The following is a 16,530-nucleotide window of genomic DNA, read 5'->3' on the forward strand; positions in this document are numbered from 1 at the left end:
CGCGTTCGCCATCGGTTCTGGACGCGGCCGCAGGTCGGGCGTCATCGCTGGGAGCTTCCGGGCTCGTGGATACCGCCTTGTTTGCTTGGGGTGCTTGCCTGGCCGCGGGAGGCTCCGTAGTCGCAGGACTCTGCGTGTTCGCGGGAGGCCGCGTACTGGCGGGGGGCTCCGCTATCGCGGGAGGCTCCGTAGTCGCGGGAGTCTGTGCGTCCGTTGCAGACAGTTGTCTGCTCGCGGGAGGGTTCTTGGTTGTGGGGGTCTTTTTGGTTCCTGGGCCTTGGGTGGTGTGGGTGCCTCGAGCGGTTTGGACTGTGCGGATTGTGGTGCCCGATGGGGATTTTGTGTGGCGGGTGGCTCGGGGGCGAGTGGATGGGCATTTGGCGGACGGGGCGGGTTGTGAGGTCGGGCGTTCCGGGTGGGGTGGTTGGGTTTGGGGGGAACTTGGTGGCGGGGGCGTTAGCGGGGTTCGCGCGGTTGCCGGCGGTTCGTCGTCGTCTTGGGTGGGGTTTGGCTTGGTTGGGGGACGGATGTCGTTGGTCGTGGAGCTTCCTTCGGGCTGACCGGTCAGGTTGTCGACGGGCTGGTCGTCGGGACTGCCGGCTGGGTGCGCCGTGGGAGGAGCGGAGCTGCCAATCTCGGCATTTGGCTCAGATGGAGCGGTGGGAAGCCGAGAGCGGCCGGCGTTGGTTGGAGGCTCGGAAGTGCCTGCGGGCGCGACGCGGTTGTCGCTCGCGACGCGGTTGTCGGGCGCGTCACGGTTGTCGGGCGCGTCACGGTTGCCGGGCGCGTCACGGTTGCCGGGCGCGTCACGGTTGCCGGGCGCGACGCGGTTGCCGGGCGCGACGCGGTTGCCGGGCGCGTCACCGTTGTCGGACGCGTCAGTGTCGGTCGCCTCGGAGATGTCCGGCGCGTCGGGGTTGTCCGGTGCGTCGGGGTTGTCCGGTGCGTCGGGGTTGTCCGCGTCGGGGTTGTGCGGGGGGAGGCTGTTGTCGGGCGCGTCGTGGCGGGCGACATCGTGGTCGCGTGGCGCAGGGCGGTACCACGGCGCAGGGCGGTCATTTTGTGCGTCGTGGTCGTGGGCTGCGTTGTGGTTGTTGGGCGTGGGGCGGTTGTGGGGTGGGTCGGGATGGTGGGGCTTGGGTAGCCAGGCCGCGGGGATCGTCGGGGTTGCGGCGGGGTGGGGTGGGGTCGGTAGCCAGCCGAGGCGAATGAGCGAGGAGTCGGGGGCGGGAGACGCGGGGCTCGAGGTGGTCGGCTGTGGCGAGAGGACTGGGCGCGCAGTTGTCGGGCTGGACGGCGCGGGCGCGCTCTTAGCTGCAGCGTGTCGCTCCGCGGTTGTGGCGGCGGGGGGCGGGGGTTCGGTTGTGGCCGCGGAGAGTGAGCGTTCGGCCGTGGTCGTTGCAGGTGGCGGTGGGGCGCTCGTGGTGGCGGGGCTTTGGCGCTCAGGTGTGGCGGAAGGTGAGGGCTTGGTGGGTGTGGCGGCCGACTGCGGCGGTTCGTTTGTGACTGCGGAATGTGATTGCTCGGTCGGGGCGGAGGGTGGGGGCTGAGTCGTGGGAACAGAGGTTGTGGCGTCAGTCGTGGGGGCGGAGGTTGTGGAGTCGGTCGTGGGGACGGTGGTTGGGGTGGTGGTGGTTGGGGTGGCCGTGGTGGTTGGGGTGGCCGTGGTGGTTGGGGTGGTGGTGGTTGGGGTGGTGGTGGTTGGGGTGGCGGTGGTTGGGGTGGCCGTGGTGGTTGGGGTGGCCGTGGTGGTTGGGGTGGCGGTGGTTGGGGTGGCGGTGGTTGGGGTGGCGGTGGTCGGTGGGGTGGGGGTTGGGGGCCAGGTTGGTGGTAGTAGGCCTTCGGGTGGGATGGCTAGTTCTATGGGGGCGGGTGGGGAGATGGTCAGGAGGCGGGTGGGTAGTACGTGGAGTGGGGTTGAGGTGAAGAGCTGTTGGGGGAAGGAGTCGGGGTGGGTGGCTGAGTGATGGGCGATGGTCGTCAGGGCGTTTGCGTCGGCTGTGGGGGTGCTGGGGTGTAGTGCCGGGTCGGTCAGGATGGGGCGGCCGTCGGCGTCGAACATGATGTTGTCGGGGGTGATTCCGCCGTGGGTGAGGCCTGAGTTGTGGAGGTGGGAGAGGGCTTCGGCGAGGGGGATCAGGAGGGTTACTGCTTCGCCTTGGGTGAGTTTTCCGCGGCGGGTCAGGAGGGCGGCTAGGGTGCCCGCTACCAAGTGCTGGGTGATGAGGGTCCAGCCGGTTTCGGTTTCGCGGTAGTCGATGAGGCGGGCTATGTGCGGGTGGCGGAGGCGGGCCAGCATGCTGAGGTCTTCGCGGACGCGGCGGCGGTCGGGGAGGGCGCTGATCGGGATGTGTTTCAGCACGGCGTTGCGGCCGGTTGCGCGGTCCCGGACCTGCCAGACGGTGCCGGTCGGTCCGGACGCGAGCTGCCGGCGCAGGCTGTAGCCGTCGAGGTCTGCGAGGTCCATGTCCAAGAGGATGCACTGATCGCAGTTGCCGCCGTGGAAGTTATCCACAGCCTCATCTCCGCGCTCCGGGGCGGGCTGGGTGCTCTGGGGGTGGATGGGGAGCGGGGAGTCCGGGGGTGAGGAGGTGGTGCTTACACTCGGGGGTGTGAGTGCTATCGAGTATGTGGATGCCGGCGTTGTGGATTATGAGACTGCGTGGGCTGAGCAGCGGCGGTTGCATGGGGCGGTTGTGGGGGGTGCGGGGGCGGATACGGTGATCTTGCTGGAGCATCCGCCGGTTTATACGGCGGGGAAGCGGACCGAGCCTCATGAGCGGCCGGTGGACGGTACTCCGGTGGTGGATGTGGATCGGGGCGGGAAGATCACCTGGCACGGGCCGGGGCAGTTGGTCGGGTATCCGATCGTGAAGCTGGCGTCGCATGTGTACGTCGTGGACTACGTGCGGCGGCTCGAGGAAGCGTTGATCGGGGTTTGCGCGGAGCTCGGGGTGAAGACGGGCCGGGTGAAGGGGCGCAGCGGGGTGTGGGTCGCGGCCGATGATCGTGGGCGGGAGCGCAAGATCGCGGCGATCGGGATCCGGGTCGCGCAGGGCGTGACGATGCATGGGTTCGCGTTGAACTGCAACAACGATCTGGCCTGGTTCGATCGGATCGTTCCGTGCGGTATTTCCGACGCCGACGTCACCACGCTGACCAAGGAGCTGGGGCGTGAGGTGACGGTCGCGGACGTGCTCGAGCCGGTTCGCCGGCATCTCGACGAGCTCCTCGCGTGGAACGAGTACGAGCGCAGCCCGGACATCGACCACCACGAGGAGCCGCCGACCGCGATCACTTACGGGTTGACGGTCTGAGGGTCCAGGCCTACTTCAGCGCGCCACGACGCGTGCAGGGAGCGTAGGCGCGCGGCGATTTCTGGCTGCGTCGCGAGTTCGTTGCTGGACTCACCTACGTCGTCGGCCAGGTTCGCCAGGAACCAGCCCTCCCCCATCGGTGCGTGTTCGTAGTCGCGCAGGTGGCGGGTGCTTTCGTTGTCGTCGACCCAGCTGAGCTTCCAGTCGCCTGACCGTACGGCCCATTGGAATCCGCAGTCCCAGTGCAGGTCCTGGTGCGCGGCGTCGGTGGTTCCGGCCAGTACCGGCAGGATGTCGATGCCGTCAGCGCCGTCCACGGTTGCGCCCGCGGCAGTAGCCAGCGTGGGTACTAGGTCCATCGTGCTGATGAGTGCGTTCGTACGGCCACCAGCCGGCAGCCGACCGGGCCAGCGCCAGAGCATCGGGATGCGGATGCCGCCGTCCCAGAGGGTGTACTTCGTACCGCGCAGCGGGGTGTTGTCGCCGAAGTTGCAGGTGGATCCGCCGTTGTCGGTCACGTACACGACGATCGTGTCGTCGCCGGCCGTGTCGAGCAGGCGGCCGATCTCGGCGTCCATCAGCTCCAGCTGGGCCAGGTAGTACTCGCGGCCGTGTGGGAGGTTCGGCACGATCACGTCGTCGTACCACTCCGTGAACGGGCCGTCGGCGTCCGGCGACCAGTCGCGGAACGTCGGTAGTCCGCGCTTCTTCAGCTCCTCCTCCGGTAGTTGCCAGCAGAAGTTGTGTACGGCGTTGAAGGCAACCATGCAGAAGTACGGCCGCTCGTCCTCCGTGAGCATGAACTCAGCTGCCCGTCGGCCGAACTCTGCCGTCAGGAATCCCTCGTGCTCGACCGGCTCGTCTCCCGAGAGAAGAGGTTGCACAGCCATGTGGTGTGCGGCCGGCTGGCCGTAGGACTGCATTGCGTCCTCTGAGTGGTGCAGGTAGTTCAGTCGGCCAAAGGACTGCCCTGCCAACCCGTAGAGCGTCTCCTGGAAGCCGTGGTGCGGTGGACATGCCCTGTCCCCCACGGTCTCCTTGCCGTAGTGCACTTTGCCGAAGTACCCGGTGCGGTAGCCCTGGTCACGTAGGAGCTCTGCCAGGGTTGGTACGTCGTCCGGCGGGAACGCGGCCGAGTCGAACCATTGGCCGCCCCATCGTTGCTGGTACCGCCCGGAGATGATCGATGCGCGGGACGGGCTGCAGATCGGAGCCGTCACGTACGCGTCGGTGCAGGTCACCCCTTCCGCGGCCAGCCGGTCCAGGGACGGGGTCAGTACGTCGGGGTGTACGCCGAGGCCGCCGCGATCGGCGTACCCGTGGTCGTCGGAAACGATCAGGAGGATGTTCGGAGGACGGTCCATGACAACACCCTAGGCAAGCGATTGCCTATCTGTACGGTGCCGAAGTGTCTGCGAGGTGTCGCGGCAGTTCGTCGCTACCTTGGGGGTGTGTCCAAATTTCTCGGGTTCTTGCTCGGCGTAGCCGTTGCTCTGGCCGGACCGGCCGTTTTCGGGGTCCTCGCGGCTCCGGGTGGTATCGAGCTGAACGCCAAGGGGATGGCGCTCGCCTTCGGCATCGGCGCGCTCGTCTTCTGGGCCGTCGTGTCGTACTTCTCCGGCGCCGGTGCGCTCGGGGCGTTCGTGGCCTTCGGCACCCTGGTCTACTGCTGGCTCTGGATCCCGAACCGGACCACGAACTTCCTGAACGACGTCCCCGGCGTCACCAACGGGATGATCGACGGGACGAAGCAGTACACGCTGAACGGGGTCGTGCCGATCCTCGGGGTGATCTCGCTGGTGTACGCGGTCCAGCTGATCGTCCGCGGGGTGCAGCGCCGGCGGCGGGAGCGGGTCGAGGCCGAGCGGGTGCAGCGCGAGCAGGAGGCGGCGCAGGCGCAGCAGGAGGCGGACGTCGCTGCGGTGTATCCGATTGCTGGGGGCACCTATCAGGCGCCGGCGGCTTATCAGAGTCACAGTTCGTACGACGATCTGTTCGACGAGCCGGAGCCGGTGCAGCCGCGGAACCAGGCGGACGAGCAGACGCGGCAGTTCTCGGTGGGTGGGGACGAGGAGTTCGATCACACGCGGCCGTTCCCGGCGCCGGGTGCCGAGAGCAACTACTCCGAGGACACCGTCGCCACACCGGCGCCTGTCGCGGCGGAGCAGGAGGAGCGGCAGGAGCAGCCGGTCCAGCAGGAGCCGGTAGCCGAGAAGCCCGCTGCTCCGGTACAAGAGCCCGCGGCACCAGTGGACGAGCCCGCGGCCAAGCAGGAGCCTGCGGCGTCGATGGAGGAGCCCACAGCGCCGGTAGAGGAGCCTGTGGCGGCGGTCGAGGAGCCTGCGGCAAAGCAGGAGTCGGTTGCTGCGACTGAGCCTGTGGTGGAGGAGCCTGAGGAAGAGCCGGTAGCTCCTGTGGCCAAGGAAGAGCCAGTAGCGGCGCCCGCGCCGGTGGTTGCGGAGCAGGAGGCTGTGGTGGAGGAGCCGACTGTTCCTGTTGCAAAGCAGGAGGCGGTTGTCGAGCCGGAGGAGACCAAGCCGATCGAGACCAAGCCGATCGAGACCAAGCCGGACGAGACCAGGCCGTCCAAGGCCGAGGCTGTTGAGGGGCCTAAGGTTTCGCCGAAGGAGCAGGTGGGGTCTCAGTATCGGGAGCGGATGGAGGATCCCGAGGACACCGGGGAGTTCTTCCTGGCGTTTGAGAACCCGGCCGTCAAGCCGGCCTAGAAACTCACGCGACGTGCATGCGCTGCTGGTGAGCCCCCCGCCGCGCATGCTCGGTAATAGCCTCGTCGTACGCCGCCGTGGCCATCGCCAGCACCTCCCGCGCCATCTGCGCGCGCGGTGAGTCAGTACTCCACGCCAGCACCAGCTTGCGGTGAATCGGATCCCCCGCCAACGTCCGCGTGGTCACGTCCGACGAGAGCATCCGGTACGACGTAGGCGAGATCAACGCCACGCCTTGTCCACTCGTCACAAACCCCATCTGTACGGACGTATCGACCGAGTGGTGCTCCACCCGAGGCTGGAACCCTGCCGCCTCACAGGCGGCCCGGAACAGTACGTGGAACCCGCTGTCGTCCGGTGGCTCCCCGATCCACTCCTCGTTGCACAGCGCAGCCAACTCGATCTCACCGCGGGTACGTGCCGCCACCGGGTGGTCGGCGGACAAGGCAACGTACGCCGACTCCGACTCGACCACCGTGGTCGACTCGACGCCCGACGGCAGCCGCAGCTCGAACCCAGGAAACTCACGCAGCAAAGCAAAATCCAGCCGCCCGCTCTCGAGCTGCTGCAGCAACACGCTGGAGGACCATTCGACCTCGACGCTGACCTGCTCGATCTCCCCGTGGTCCCGCAACCGGGAGGCGATCCCGGACATCGGCGCGGTCGGGAACCCACCCAGCCGGACCGCCGACGACTCGACCGCGGTCATCGCGGACACGGTCGCCGCCAGATGGTCGACGTCGACCAGGATCGCCCGCGCGCGGTCGACGGCGTACCGCCCCAACGGGGTCGGGGTGACGCCGGTCCGCGAGCGTTCGAAGAGCTCTCCCCCGAACGCGGCCTCGATGCGCTTCAGCTGCGCCGTCAGGCTCGGCTGGCTGACCTTGAGCCAGCGGGCGGCCCGTCCGACCGACCCGGCTTCTGCCACCAGGACGACCACTCGTAGGTGGCGCAGCTCGACGTTCATGCGTTGAGACCGTAGTCGAGGTCCCGACACAGCTCACAGGCGCCCTTCATTGCGGTTTCGTCACAGCCAGGCCCTCCCCTGTAACGCCAGGCCTGGCTGTAACGATGTGCTACGAAGCCTTGAGTGCCAGCGCCTCCCGGTAACCGAGCCGGCGGCCGGTCTGCAACAGGGTGCGCTCGTACAGCCGGGCGCCCAGCCGGACGATCAGTACCGTCGTCGCCAGCAACAACGCGATCGCGACCAACGGCTGCCAGACCGGTACGTCCTCGGTCAGCATCCGCCCCGGCATCGACATCGACGACGCGATCGGGACGAACGACGCCACCGTCTTCGCCGACGACCCGGCGAACACCGAGAGGAAGAACGGGATCATCAGGATCATCTGCCCCGGCAGCGTGGTCGAGCCGAGGTCCTCCTGACGGGTGGCCAGCGAACCGGCGACCGCCCACAACCCGGCCAGCGCCACGAACCCGAGGACGAAGAACACCACGAACCACCCGGCGACCGGTGCCACCACCTCGAGGATGGCGGCCTGATCCGTTGCCAGCAGCCCGATCAGCGATGCCCCCGCGATCACCACGATCTGCGCGAGGGCGAGCGCCGTGTTGCCGAGCACCTTGCCCCACAGCAGCGACCGGATCGGTACCGCCGCCGCGAGGATCTCGACGACCCGGCTCTCCTTCTCCTGTACGACGCTCTGCGCGATCATCATGCCGAACCCGAGCGCGGTCATGTAGAACACCAGCGCCAGCCCGACATTGACGAACTGCGACACCATGTCCGGCAACGGACCGGGCTTCAGCAGACTGACCTGAACCTTCGTACCGACGTGCAACTCCGCCGGGGTCAGCCCAGCCTTCGCCGCGTTCGCCTCCGTACCGACTGCCGCCGCGGCCTCCCGCAGCGCGCCCTCGATGCTGCTGTCGAGGTGGTCCTTGCCGAGTACGACGTACCCGTCGTCGCCGGGCAGCAGTGCTGCCTTCACATCGCCGTCGGTGACGGCCTTCTCGGCGGCAGGGCGATCCGCCAGCCGTACGACGTCGTAGCCCTTGCCACCGACCGTGGCAGACGCCTTCTGCACCACCTGAGCACCCGCATCGTCGACCACGCCGATCTTCGAAGCGCCGCTCTTGCCCACCAGCACCGCCGGCAGGATCGTTGCGGCCATCACGATCAACAACATCACGACGGTCGAGCCGAGGAAGGTCTTGTCCCGCAGCTTCGTACTGATCTCGCGCTCGGCGATCAGCACCCACGGCCTGTCCAGAGTGTTCATCGGGTCGCCTCCCGGAAGACGTCGCTCAGCGCCACCCGCTCCGGCCCGAACTCGAGCACCGGCCCGCGGCTGATCGCCTCCTGCAGGATCTTCTGCTCCATCGCGGTGTCGAGTACGTCGAACAGGGCCGTACCGCCGGCCACGTCCCGCACCTCGATCCCGCGCAGGTCGCGCAACCAGCCCGCATCGCCGTCGAGCACCAGCCGGTACGTCGACGCCGCGCCGGCCGACAGCTCTGCGACGGAGCCGGCCGCGACCACCTTGCCGCGGGACAGTACGACGAGGTCGTCGCAGAGCCGCTCCACCAGGTCGAGCTGGTGGCTGGAGAACAGCACCGGCACCTCCGGCGTGACCTCCTCGCGGAGCAGGTCGACCATCGCGTCGACGGCCAGCGGGTCGAGGCCGCTGAACGGTTCGTCGAGCACCAGTGCGATCGGCCGGTGTACCAGCGCGGCCGCGATCTGGACGCGCTGCTGGTTGCCCAGCGAAAGGGTCTCGAGGACGTCGGTGGCGCGCTCGGCCAGCCCGAGCCGCTCGAGCAGCCGGTCCGTCCGCTCCAACGCCTGCTCCGGGCCCAGCCCGTGCAGCCGGCCGAAGAACACCAGCTGGTCGCGGATCTTCATCTTCGGGTACAGCCCGCGTTCCTCCGGCATGTAGCCGAAGTCCCGGCGGACCTCCTGGGTCAGCGGAGCGCCCTGCCAGCGCACCTCGCCGGCGGTCGCGGCCAGGACGCCGAGGACGATCCGCATCGTCGTCGTCTTCCCGGCACCGTTGGCCCCGACGAACCCGGTCATCCGTCCCGGTACGACGTCGAAGGTCACGTCGTCCAGCGCGAGCTGATCACCGAAGCGCCGGGTGAGCCCAGCCACCGTCAGCATGTGTCACCGTTCCTATCCGCCGGACGCCTGTCGCCCGACCCTCCCCAAGTTAGTCAGCCGACGCGTACGGACACGTCGGCCGTGAGGGTGATCGCCGGGGTCATCCGCGGGACGGACGGGGTCAGCTGGAGGTGTCGTCTCCGGGGGTGACGAGGCCGCACTCGTACGCGAACACGACGGCCTGGACGCGGTCGCGAAGACCGAGCTTGAGCAGCACCCGGGACACGTGGGTCTTGACCGTGGCCTCGCCGACGAACAGCTGGGTGGCGATCTCGGTGTTGGTGAGGCCGCGGGCGATCAGGCTGAGCACCTCGCGCTCGCGGTCGGTCAGGTCGGCCAGCAGGTCCGGCCGGTAGACGCGTTCGCCGCCGCCGGCGAAGCGCTTGATGACACGGCGCGTCACCTCGGGCGCCAGCAGCGCGTGGCCCGAGTGCACGATCTGGATCGCCTCGACCAGGTCCTCGGGTGCGGTGTTCTTCAGCAGGAACCCGCTCGCCCCGGCGCCGAGCGACTCGAACAGGTAGTCGTCGCGGTCGAACGTGGTCAGGATCACGACCTTCCCGGCGTCCTCGGCGACGATCCGCTGGGTCGCGGAGATCCCGTCCATCCCGGGCATCTGGACGTCCATCAGTACGACGTCGGGCCGCAACGCGAGCGCCAGCTCGATCGCCTTCTCGCCGTCGGCCGCCTCGCCGACCACCTCGATCTCCGGCTCCACCGACAGGATCATCCGGAACCCGGCCCGGACCAGATCCTGGTCGTCGACCAACAGCACCCGCATCGGGTCAGTCACCTGCTACTCCAATTGGACTCTTCAACGGGATCCGCACCCGGACCCGGAATCCTCCCACGGGCCGCGGGCCGATCTCGCTCTCGCCGCCGAGCAGCGCGACCCGTTCGCGGATCCCGACGTGACCGAGCCGGCTGCCGACCGGCGCATGCTTCGGACGGCCGTCGTCGAGCACCTCCAGCTCCACCGCGTCACCGAGATAACGCAGCGTGAGGTGGGCGCTGCGGGCCGTCGAGTGCTTACGTACGTTCGACAGCGCCTCCTGGGCGATCCGGTAGACCGACACCGACACGGTCTTGGGCAGTTCGGCCGGGGACCCGATCTGGTGGAAGCCGACCTCCAGGCCGAGCGCGTTCGCCTCCGCGATCAGCGCGGGCAGCCGGTCGGCCCCGGCCTGCGGCTCCTTCGGGTCCGGCGCACCGACGTCGAGGTCGGGGTCGGCGGCGCGGAGCATGCCGAGCAGCTGGCGCATCTCGTTCACCGCGCTCCGGCTGGAGTCCTCGATCACGTTGAGCGCGTTCTTCGCCGCGTCCGGGTCGCTGTCCATCACCCGCCGCGCTCCCCCGGCCTGGATGCCGATGCTGCTGATGTGGTGCGCGACCACGTCGTGCAGCTCGCGGGAGATCCGCAGCCGCTCGTCGATCACCGCGCGCCGGGCGTTCGCCTGTTGCTGGGCGGCGAGTTCGGTCGCCTGCTGCTCCAGTTCGTACCGCTGGCGTGCGGTCGCCCACGCCGTACGGCCCCAGAAGTACGCGCCGAAGAAGTACAGGGCGTTCAGCGCGACGGTGATGATCACGTTCGAGACGTACGGCGAGAACAGCCCGTGGTTCGGGCCTTCGATCGCGTTCGCCTGCAGGGCCTTGACGAAGTTGATCGTCAGCCAGCCGAACATCCCGATGAAGACCAGCGCGACCGCGGCCTTCATCAGCCGGCGGTCCCGCGACCACGCCACCGCCGCGTAGATCGACATGAACAGCGCCGACTGGGTGACGAGATTGCCCGAGAACGCGAAGACCGACCGCTCACCGATCACCACGAACAGCACCGCGACCATGAGCATCACCGGGACCGGCCACCGCCGCCGGAAGCACAGCGGCAGCGCGATCGCGGCGCTCAGGACGTACGGCTCGACGCCGCCGATGCCCAGGCTGACGTGCTGCGGCGCTCCACCCCGGGCGAGTTCGGTCCCGAACACCCCGGCAACCGCCATCCCGAGTCCGAGCAGTAGGTCGTAGCGCCGCTCGCGCGGAGTCGGCGCCGGACGTGTCCACATTCTCATCAGCCTACGGGTGAAACGCTGCTGATTCGTGGCGCGTACCCTTGGAGTCGTGACCATCGCCCCAGAAGGACGGAAGCTGCTCAGGCTCGAGGTGCGCAACGCGGAGACCCCGATCGAGCGTAAACCCGAGTGGATCAAGACCCGCGCGAAGATGGGCCCGGAGTACCAGGCGCTGCAGAAACTGGTGAAGTCCGAAGGACTGCACACGGTGTGCCAGGAAGCCGGCTGCCCGAACATCTTCGAGTGCTGGGAGGACCGCGAGGCGACCTTCCTGATCGGCGGTGACCAGTGCACCCGGCGCTGTGACTTCTGCCAGATCGACACCGGCAAGCCCGAGGCCCTCGACCGCGACGAGCCGCGCCGGGTCGCCGAGTCGGTCCGGTCCATGGGCCTGCGGTACGCGACCGTGACCGGTGTCGCCCGCGACGACCTGGACGACGGCGGCGCCTGGCTGTACGCGGAGACGATCCGCCAGATCCACGAGCTCAACCCGGGCACCGGCGTGGAGATGCTCGCGCCGGACTTCAACGCCGTCCCCGAACAGCTCGCCGAGGTGTTCTCGTCGCGGCCGGAGGTGTTCGCGCACAACGTCGAGACGGTGCCGCGGATCTTCCGCCGGATCCGCCCCGGCTTCCGCTACGAACGGTCGCTGGACGTCATCACCCAGGCCCGCGACTACGGCCTGGTCACCAAGTCCAACCTGATCCTCGGCATGGGCGAGACCCGCGACGAGGTCAGCCAGGCGCTCAAGGACCTGCACGCCGCCGGCTGCGAGATCATCACGATCACGCAGTACCTGCGTCCCTCGGTGCGGCACCACCCGGTCGAGCGCTGGGTGAAGCCGGAGGAGTTCGTCGAGCTGGACGCCGAGGCGCAGGAGATCGGCTTCGCCGGAGTCATGTCCGGTCCGCTGGTACGGTCCTCCTACCGCGCCGGTCGGCTGTACCGTCAGGCGGTCGAGTCACGTATGAACGCCACGCAGGCATAAAACAGGACAGGGTAGAGATGGCCAAGAACGACGCCCCCGCGGAGAAGACCGGCAGGCTGAAGCAGATTCTGCAGGCCTACCAGATGACCAGGAAGTCCGACCCCAAGGTCGGGCTGGTGCTGGCCGGGATGTTCCTCGGCATCGTCGCGGTGTTCGTCGTGCTCGCGCTGCTGGTCGGGCCGCTGCTGGTCTGGCTGCCGCTGGGCGTGGCGATCGCGTTCCTGGCCACCACGATCGTCTTCGGCCGCAAGGTCGAGAAGGCGGCGTACAGCCAGATCGAGGGCCAGGCCGGCGCCGCCGCGTCCGCGCTGCAGACGCTGCGCCGCGGCTGGAGCGTCGCCCCGGCGGTCGCGGTCACCAAGAACTCCGACATCGTGCACCGCGTGGTCGGCCGGCCGGGCATCGTCCTGGTCGGCGAGGGCCAGCCGAGCCGGGTGAAGAACCTGCTCGCCGCCGAGGCGAAGAAGCACACCCGGGTCGCCGGCGGCGCGCCGGTCACGCAGATCATCGCCGGTCAGGGCGAGGGCGAGGTCGACATCCGGAAGCTGACCAAGCACGTGATGAAGCTGCCGGCGGTCCTGCAGCCGTCCGAGATCACCGACCTGCTGCAGCGGCTGAAGGCGCTGGACGCGGTCCGCCCGCAGGTGCCGATGCCCAAGGGCCCGGTGCCGACGAGCCTGAAGGGCGCGCGCCAGGCCATGCGCGGCCGGTGATCAAACTGTAACCAAGAGGCATGTTCGGCAGTTGAACTGTTCCGACATGCGCCGTGGGGAGGCTGGTTGCCCATAGAGTGCGACCAGGACGGGATTACAGGGGAACAGACGACATGACGGACCTCATGCCGGCGGTCCATCAGCCGGAAGCCGAGACGTGGCCGACGCTGGCCCGCCCGCGTTCCAATCCGGTACGCCGCTACGGAGCCGCCACCGCGATCAAGCTGATCGCGAAGGACCTGCCCGCGACGATCCACCTGGACAGCAACCGCTCGTACGGGCTGGGTGGTCCGGCGATGCGCGTGCACCGTACGTCGGCGTTCCTCGACCGGCTCGGCGCCGACGCGGGATCCGGGTTCGGCGAGGCGTACCTGGCCGGCGACTGGGACCCGGAGCCGGGCACCGACCTGGCCGATCTGCTGGTCCCGTTCGCGGAACGCTTCAGCAACGACGAGACCCGGCACCTGCTGCCCAAGTGGGCCCAGTCGCTGCGCTGGCTGGTGACCAGGTCCCAGCCGGGCGAGCAGGAGAACGACCGGGCCGGTGCGCGGGAGAACATCAGCCGGCACTACGACCTGAGCAACGCGATGTTCGCGGAGTTCCTCGACCCCACGCTGACGTACTCCGCGGCCTACTTCGGTGCCGACGCGGGCCTCGACCTGGCCTCGGCGTCGTACGACGAACTCACCGCTGCGCAGCTCCGCAAACTCGACTCGATCCTCGACGCGGCCAAGGTGCAGTCCGGGTCGCGGGTGCTCGACATCGGCTGCGGCTGGGCCAGCCTGGCGATCCGGGCCGCCCAGCGCGGCGCGTGGGTGACCGCGATCACGATCGCCTCGCAGCAGGCCCTGCTCGCGCAGCGGCGGATCGCGGAGGCCGGCGTCGGCGACCGGGTGCAGGTCGCGCTGCGCGACTACCGGGACCAGATCGGCGAGTTCGACGCGGTGCTGAGCGTGGAGATGATCGAGGCGGTCGGCGAGAAGTACTGGCCGGTCTACTTCGACGCGATCGAGCGGCGGCTGGCGCCCGGCGGGATCGGCGTCGTGCAGGCGATCGTGATGCCGCACGAACGGATGCTCGCCACCCGGAACACCTTCACCTGGGTGCAGAAGTACATCTTCCCGGGCGGCCTGATCCCGTCGATCAAGGTGATCGAGGACGTCACCGCCCAGCACACCGGCCTGCGCGCCGAGGTGCTCCGGCACCTGGGCGCCGACTACGCACGCACACTGCGGATCTGGCGGAACCGGTTCATCGAGCACTGGCCGGCGATCGCGGCGCTCGGGTTCGACGACACGTTCCGGCGGATGTGGGAGTTCTACCTCGCGTACTCCGAGGCCGGCTTCCGCACCGGGTACCTCGACGACGTCCAGCTGGTGCTGACGCGGCGTTAGCGGCGTACGACGATCGTCTTCGCGGCCAGGTCGTGCAGGCCGCGGCGCTCGCGGTCGAACACGACGGCCGGGATCACCAGGCAGATCAGCACGGTCCGGATGATGCCCGCGAGCAGTCCCGGCGGGCCGTCGTACGCCTTGCTGCCGCGCACCGGTGCGACCCGCAGACCACACAGCCGATGGCCGATGCTGCTGCCGACGAGGCCGACCAGGATCGCGGACATCGCGAAGAACGCCGTGGTGTGCATCAGGCTGTAGTTGTTGCCGCCCGCCCACATCGGCCGACCGGTCAGCGCGGAGGCGATCAGGCCCGCGATCAGCCAGTCGACCACCAGCGCCAGCACCCGCCGTCCCCAGGTGCCGACCGAGCCCGGTCCGTCCTCGGGAAGACCCAGCCGATTGCCCGGGTAACGGAATTCTTCGGAGGGTCCGGTTGCGGGCGACGCGGATGATGCCATGATGTCTAGCCTACGGACACGTTCGGAGGCGGCCCCGCGCGGGCCGGATCTCTCCCGGGATATCTCAGGGCGTAACCGCCGTACACCAGTGGGTCAGCGCGGACACGCTGGGCGTAACATCCGCGAAACATCAGGGTCACGACGGAGAAACCGGCGGGCCCTACGTTCAGATGCAATCTCTGAGCCACCCTAGGAGTACGTATGTTTTCCAGCGCGGAGGAGCTGCTCGCCTACGTCAAGGACGAGGGCGTCGAGATCGTCGACATCCGGTTCTGCGACCTTCCGGGCATCATGCAGCACTTCACCGTCCCGGTGTCGTCGTTCGGTCCCGAGGTCTTCGAGGAGGGCCTGGCCTTCGACGGTTCGTCGGTGCGCGGGTTCCAGCAGATCCACGAATCGGACATGAAGCTGCTGCCGGACCCGACCAGCGCGTTCATCGACGAGTTCCGGACCGCGAAGACGCTGGTCGTGAACTTCTTCGTGCACGACCCGCTGACCGGTGAGGCGTACTCGCGGGACCCGCGCAACATCGCCCGGAAGGCCCAGGAGTACCTGAAGTCGACCGGCATCGCGGACACCGCGTTCTTCGCGCCGGAGGCCGAGTTCTACGTCTTCGACGACGTCCGGTTCGAGACCAGGTCGAACGGCGCGCACTACTCGATCGACTCGATCGCCGGCGCCTGGAACACCGGCCGGGTCGAGGACGGCGGCAACCGCGGCTACAAGGTCCGCTACAAGGGCGGCTACTTCCCGGTCGCGCCGACCGACCACTTCGGCGAGCTGCGCGACGACATCACGCTGGCGCTGGAGCGGTCCGGGCTGATCGTCGAGCGCGCGCACCACGAGGTCGGTACGGCCGGCCAGGCCGAGATCAACTTCCGCTTCGACGAGCTGCTCAAGGCCGCCGACGACGTGATGAAGTTCAAGTACATCGTCAAGAACACCGCGTGGAAGGCCGGCAAGACCGCGACCTTCATGCCGAAGCCGATCTTCGGTGACAACGGCTCCGGTATGCACTGCCACCAGTCGCTGTGGAGCAACGGCGACCCGCTGTTCTACGACGAGTCCGGGTACGGCGGCCTGTCCGACGTGGCCCGCTGGTACATCGGCGGTCTGCTCAAGCACGCCCCGTCGCTGCTGGCGTTCACCAACCCGACCGTGAACTCGTACCACCGGCTGGTGCCGGGCTTCGAGGCGCCGGTCAACCTGGTCTACTCGTCCCGGAACCGTTCGGCCTGCATCCGGATCCCGATCACCGGTTCGAACCCGAAGGCCAAGCGCATCGAGTTCCGCTGCCCGGACCCGTCGGCGAACCCGTACCTGGCCTTCTCCGCCCAGCTGCTGGCCGGCCTGGACGGTATCCGCAACAAGATCGAGCCGGCCGACCCGGTCGACAAGGACCTGTACGAGCTGCCGCCGGAGGAGCACGCGGGCATCGCCCAGGTGCCGACCTCGCTGCCGGCCGTGATCGACTCGCTCGAGGCCGACCACAGCTTCCTGCTCGAGGGCGACGTGTTCACGTCCGACCTGATCGAGACCTGGATCGACCTCAAGCGCGAGAACGAGATCGCCCCGATCCAGCTCCGCCCGCACCCGCACGAGTTCGAGCTGTACTACGACGTCTGAGTTGTCGCTGAGCTTCAGCTGAGAGCCCCGTCCGGATCCCATCCGGGCGGGGTTTTCGTTTGCCCTGGACCGGTCCGGAATGCGGGCGCAGAATGCGCCTTATGTCCCTCGGGGGAGG

At 68.5% G+C, this 16,530-nt stretch carries 14 protein-coding genes and 1 pseudogene; 7 read left to right on the forward strand and 8 right to left on the reverse strand.

Features of this window, described 5'->3' with window-relative positions; genetic code table 11:
• The first annotated feature begins 1,553 nt into the window (after positions 1-1,553).
• A complete protein-coding gene (locus ACFYRU_RS37435) occupies positions 1,554-1,967 on the forward strand; it encodes a hypothetical protein (RefSeq protein ID WP_387668534.1) in 414 nt (137 codons plus the stop codon).
• A 98-nt stretch (positions 1,968-2,065) separates the two neighbouring features.
• On the opposite strand, the pseudogene ACFYRU_RS37440 reads toward ACFYRU_RS37435, so the two are convergent.
• Positions 2,066-2,467: pseudogene (locus ACFYRU_RS37440) on the reverse strand (protein kinase); the annotation flags it as partial.
• A 145-nt stretch (positions 2,468-2,612) separates the two neighbouring features.
• Here ACFYRU_RS37440 and lipB point away from each other — a divergent pair.
• Positions 2,613-3,317: a lipoyl(octanoyl) transferase LipB gene (gene lipB / locus ACFYRU_RS37445; protein ID WP_387668139.1), complete on the forward strand. Its 705-nt coding sequence runs from the start codon at positions 2,613-2,615 to the stop codon at positions 3,315-3,317.
• On the opposite strand, the gene ACFYRU_RS37450 is transcribed toward lipB, so the two are convergent.
• Positions 3,299-4,681, reverse strand: a complete 1,383-nt coding sequence (locus tag ACFYRU_RS37450; RefSeq protein WP_387668140.1) for a sulfatase — start codon at positions 4,679-4,681, stop codon at positions 3,299-3,301. The two genes, lipB and ACFYRU_RS37450, sit on opposite strands and share 19 nt — an antisense overlap.
• An 87-nt stretch (positions 4,682-4,768) precedes the next feature.
• Here ACFYRU_RS37450 and ACFYRU_RS37455 point away from each other — a divergent pair, with 87 nt between their 5' ends.
• Positions 4,769-6,043, forward strand: a complete 1,275-nt coding sequence (locus tag ACFYRU_RS37455; protein WP_387668143.1) for a hypothetical protein — start codon at positions 4,769-4,771, stop codon at positions 6,041-6,043.
• A gap of 4 nt (positions 6,044-6,047) precedes the next feature.
• On the opposite strand, the gene ACFYRU_RS37460 is transcribed toward ACFYRU_RS37455, so the two are convergent.
• The 5 genes from ACFYRU_RS37460 to ACFYRU_RS37480 all read right to left on the reverse strand — a co-directional run bounded on the left by ACFYRU_RS37460 (position 6,048) and on the right by ACFYRU_RS37480 (position 11,227).
• Positions 6,048-7,010: a LysR family transcriptional regulator gene (locus ACFYRU_RS37460; RefSeq protein WP_387668145.1), complete on the reverse strand. Its 963-nt coding sequence runs from the start codon at positions 7,008-7,010 to the stop codon at positions 6,048-6,050.
• A 109-nt stretch (positions 7,011-7,119) separates the two neighbouring features.
• A complete protein-coding gene (locus tag ACFYRU_RS37465; protein ID WP_387668148.1) occupies positions 7,120-8,286 on the reverse strand; it encodes an ABC transporter permease in 1,167 nt (388 codons plus the stop codon).
• Complete coding sequence (locus tag ACFYRU_RS37470) at positions 8,283-9,164, reverse strand: ABC transporter ATP-binding protein (RefSeq protein ID WP_387668151.1); 882 nt, start codon at positions 9,162-9,164, stop codon at positions 8,283-8,285. The genes ACFYRU_RS37465 and ACFYRU_RS37470 overlap by 4 nt, the downstream gene beginning before the upstream one ends.
• Positions 9,165-9,285: 121 nt before the next feature.
• Positions 9,286-9,945 (reverse strand): response regulator, encoded by a 660-nt coding sequence (locus tag ACFYRU_RS37475; protein WP_387668516.1) that lies wholly within the window; start codon positions 9,943-9,945, stop codon positions 9,286-9,288.
• 4 nt (positions 9,946-9,949) lie between these two features.
• On the reverse strand, positions 9,950-11,227 hold the full coding sequence (locus ACFYRU_RS37480) for a sensor histidine kinase (protein WP_387668154.1): 1,278 nt from the start codon (positions 11,225-11,227) through the stop codon (positions 9,950-9,952).
• 55 nt (positions 11,228-11,282) lie between these two features.
• On the opposite strand from ACFYRU_RS37480, the gene lipA reads away from it, so the two are divergent.
• The 3 genes from lipA (at position 11,283) to ACFYRU_RS37495 (ending at position 14,328) form a co-directional block, all read left to right on the forward strand.
• A complete protein-coding gene (gene lipA, locus ACFYRU_RS37485) occupies positions 11,283-12,221 on the forward strand; it encodes a lipoyl synthase (protein ID WP_185759585.1) in 939 nt (312 codons plus the stop codon).
• A 17-nt stretch (positions 12,222-12,238) separates the two neighbouring features.
• Positions 12,239-12,934: a DUF4191 domain-containing protein gene (locus tag ACFYRU_RS37490; protein WP_387668157.1), complete on the forward strand. Its 696-nt coding sequence runs from the start codon at positions 12,239-12,241 to the stop codon at positions 12,932-12,934.
• A 113-nt stretch (positions 12,935-13,047) separates the two neighbouring features.
• Positions 13,048-14,328 (forward strand): class I SAM-dependent methyltransferase, encoded by a 1,281-nt coding sequence (locus ACFYRU_RS37495; RefSeq protein ID WP_387668159.1) that lies wholly within the window; start codon positions 13,048-13,050, stop codon positions 14,326-14,328.
• Here ACFYRU_RS37495 and ACFYRU_RS37500 read toward each other — a convergent pair.
• Positions 14,325-14,786 (reverse strand): RDD family protein, encoded by a 462-nt coding sequence (locus tag ACFYRU_RS37500; protein WP_387668162.1) that lies wholly within the window; start codon positions 14,784-14,786, stop codon positions 14,325-14,327. The genes ACFYRU_RS37495 and ACFYRU_RS37500 overlap by 4 nt on opposite strands.
• A gap of 201 nt (positions 14,787-14,987) precedes the next feature.
• On the opposite strand from ACFYRU_RS37500, the gene glnA reads away from it, so the two are divergent.
• Positions 14,988-16,412, forward strand: coding sequence for a type I glutamate--ammonia ligase (glnA, locus tag ACFYRU_RS37505; protein WP_387668165.1), 1,425 nt, complete (start codon positions 14,988-14,990; stop codon positions 16,410-16,412).
• Positions 16,413-16,530 lie beyond the last annotated feature (118 nt).

This window comes from Kribbella sp. NPDC004536 (assembly GCF_042873835.1).
Lineage (GTDB): Bacteria > Actinomycetota > Actinomycetes > Propionibacteriales > Kribbellaceae > Kribbella.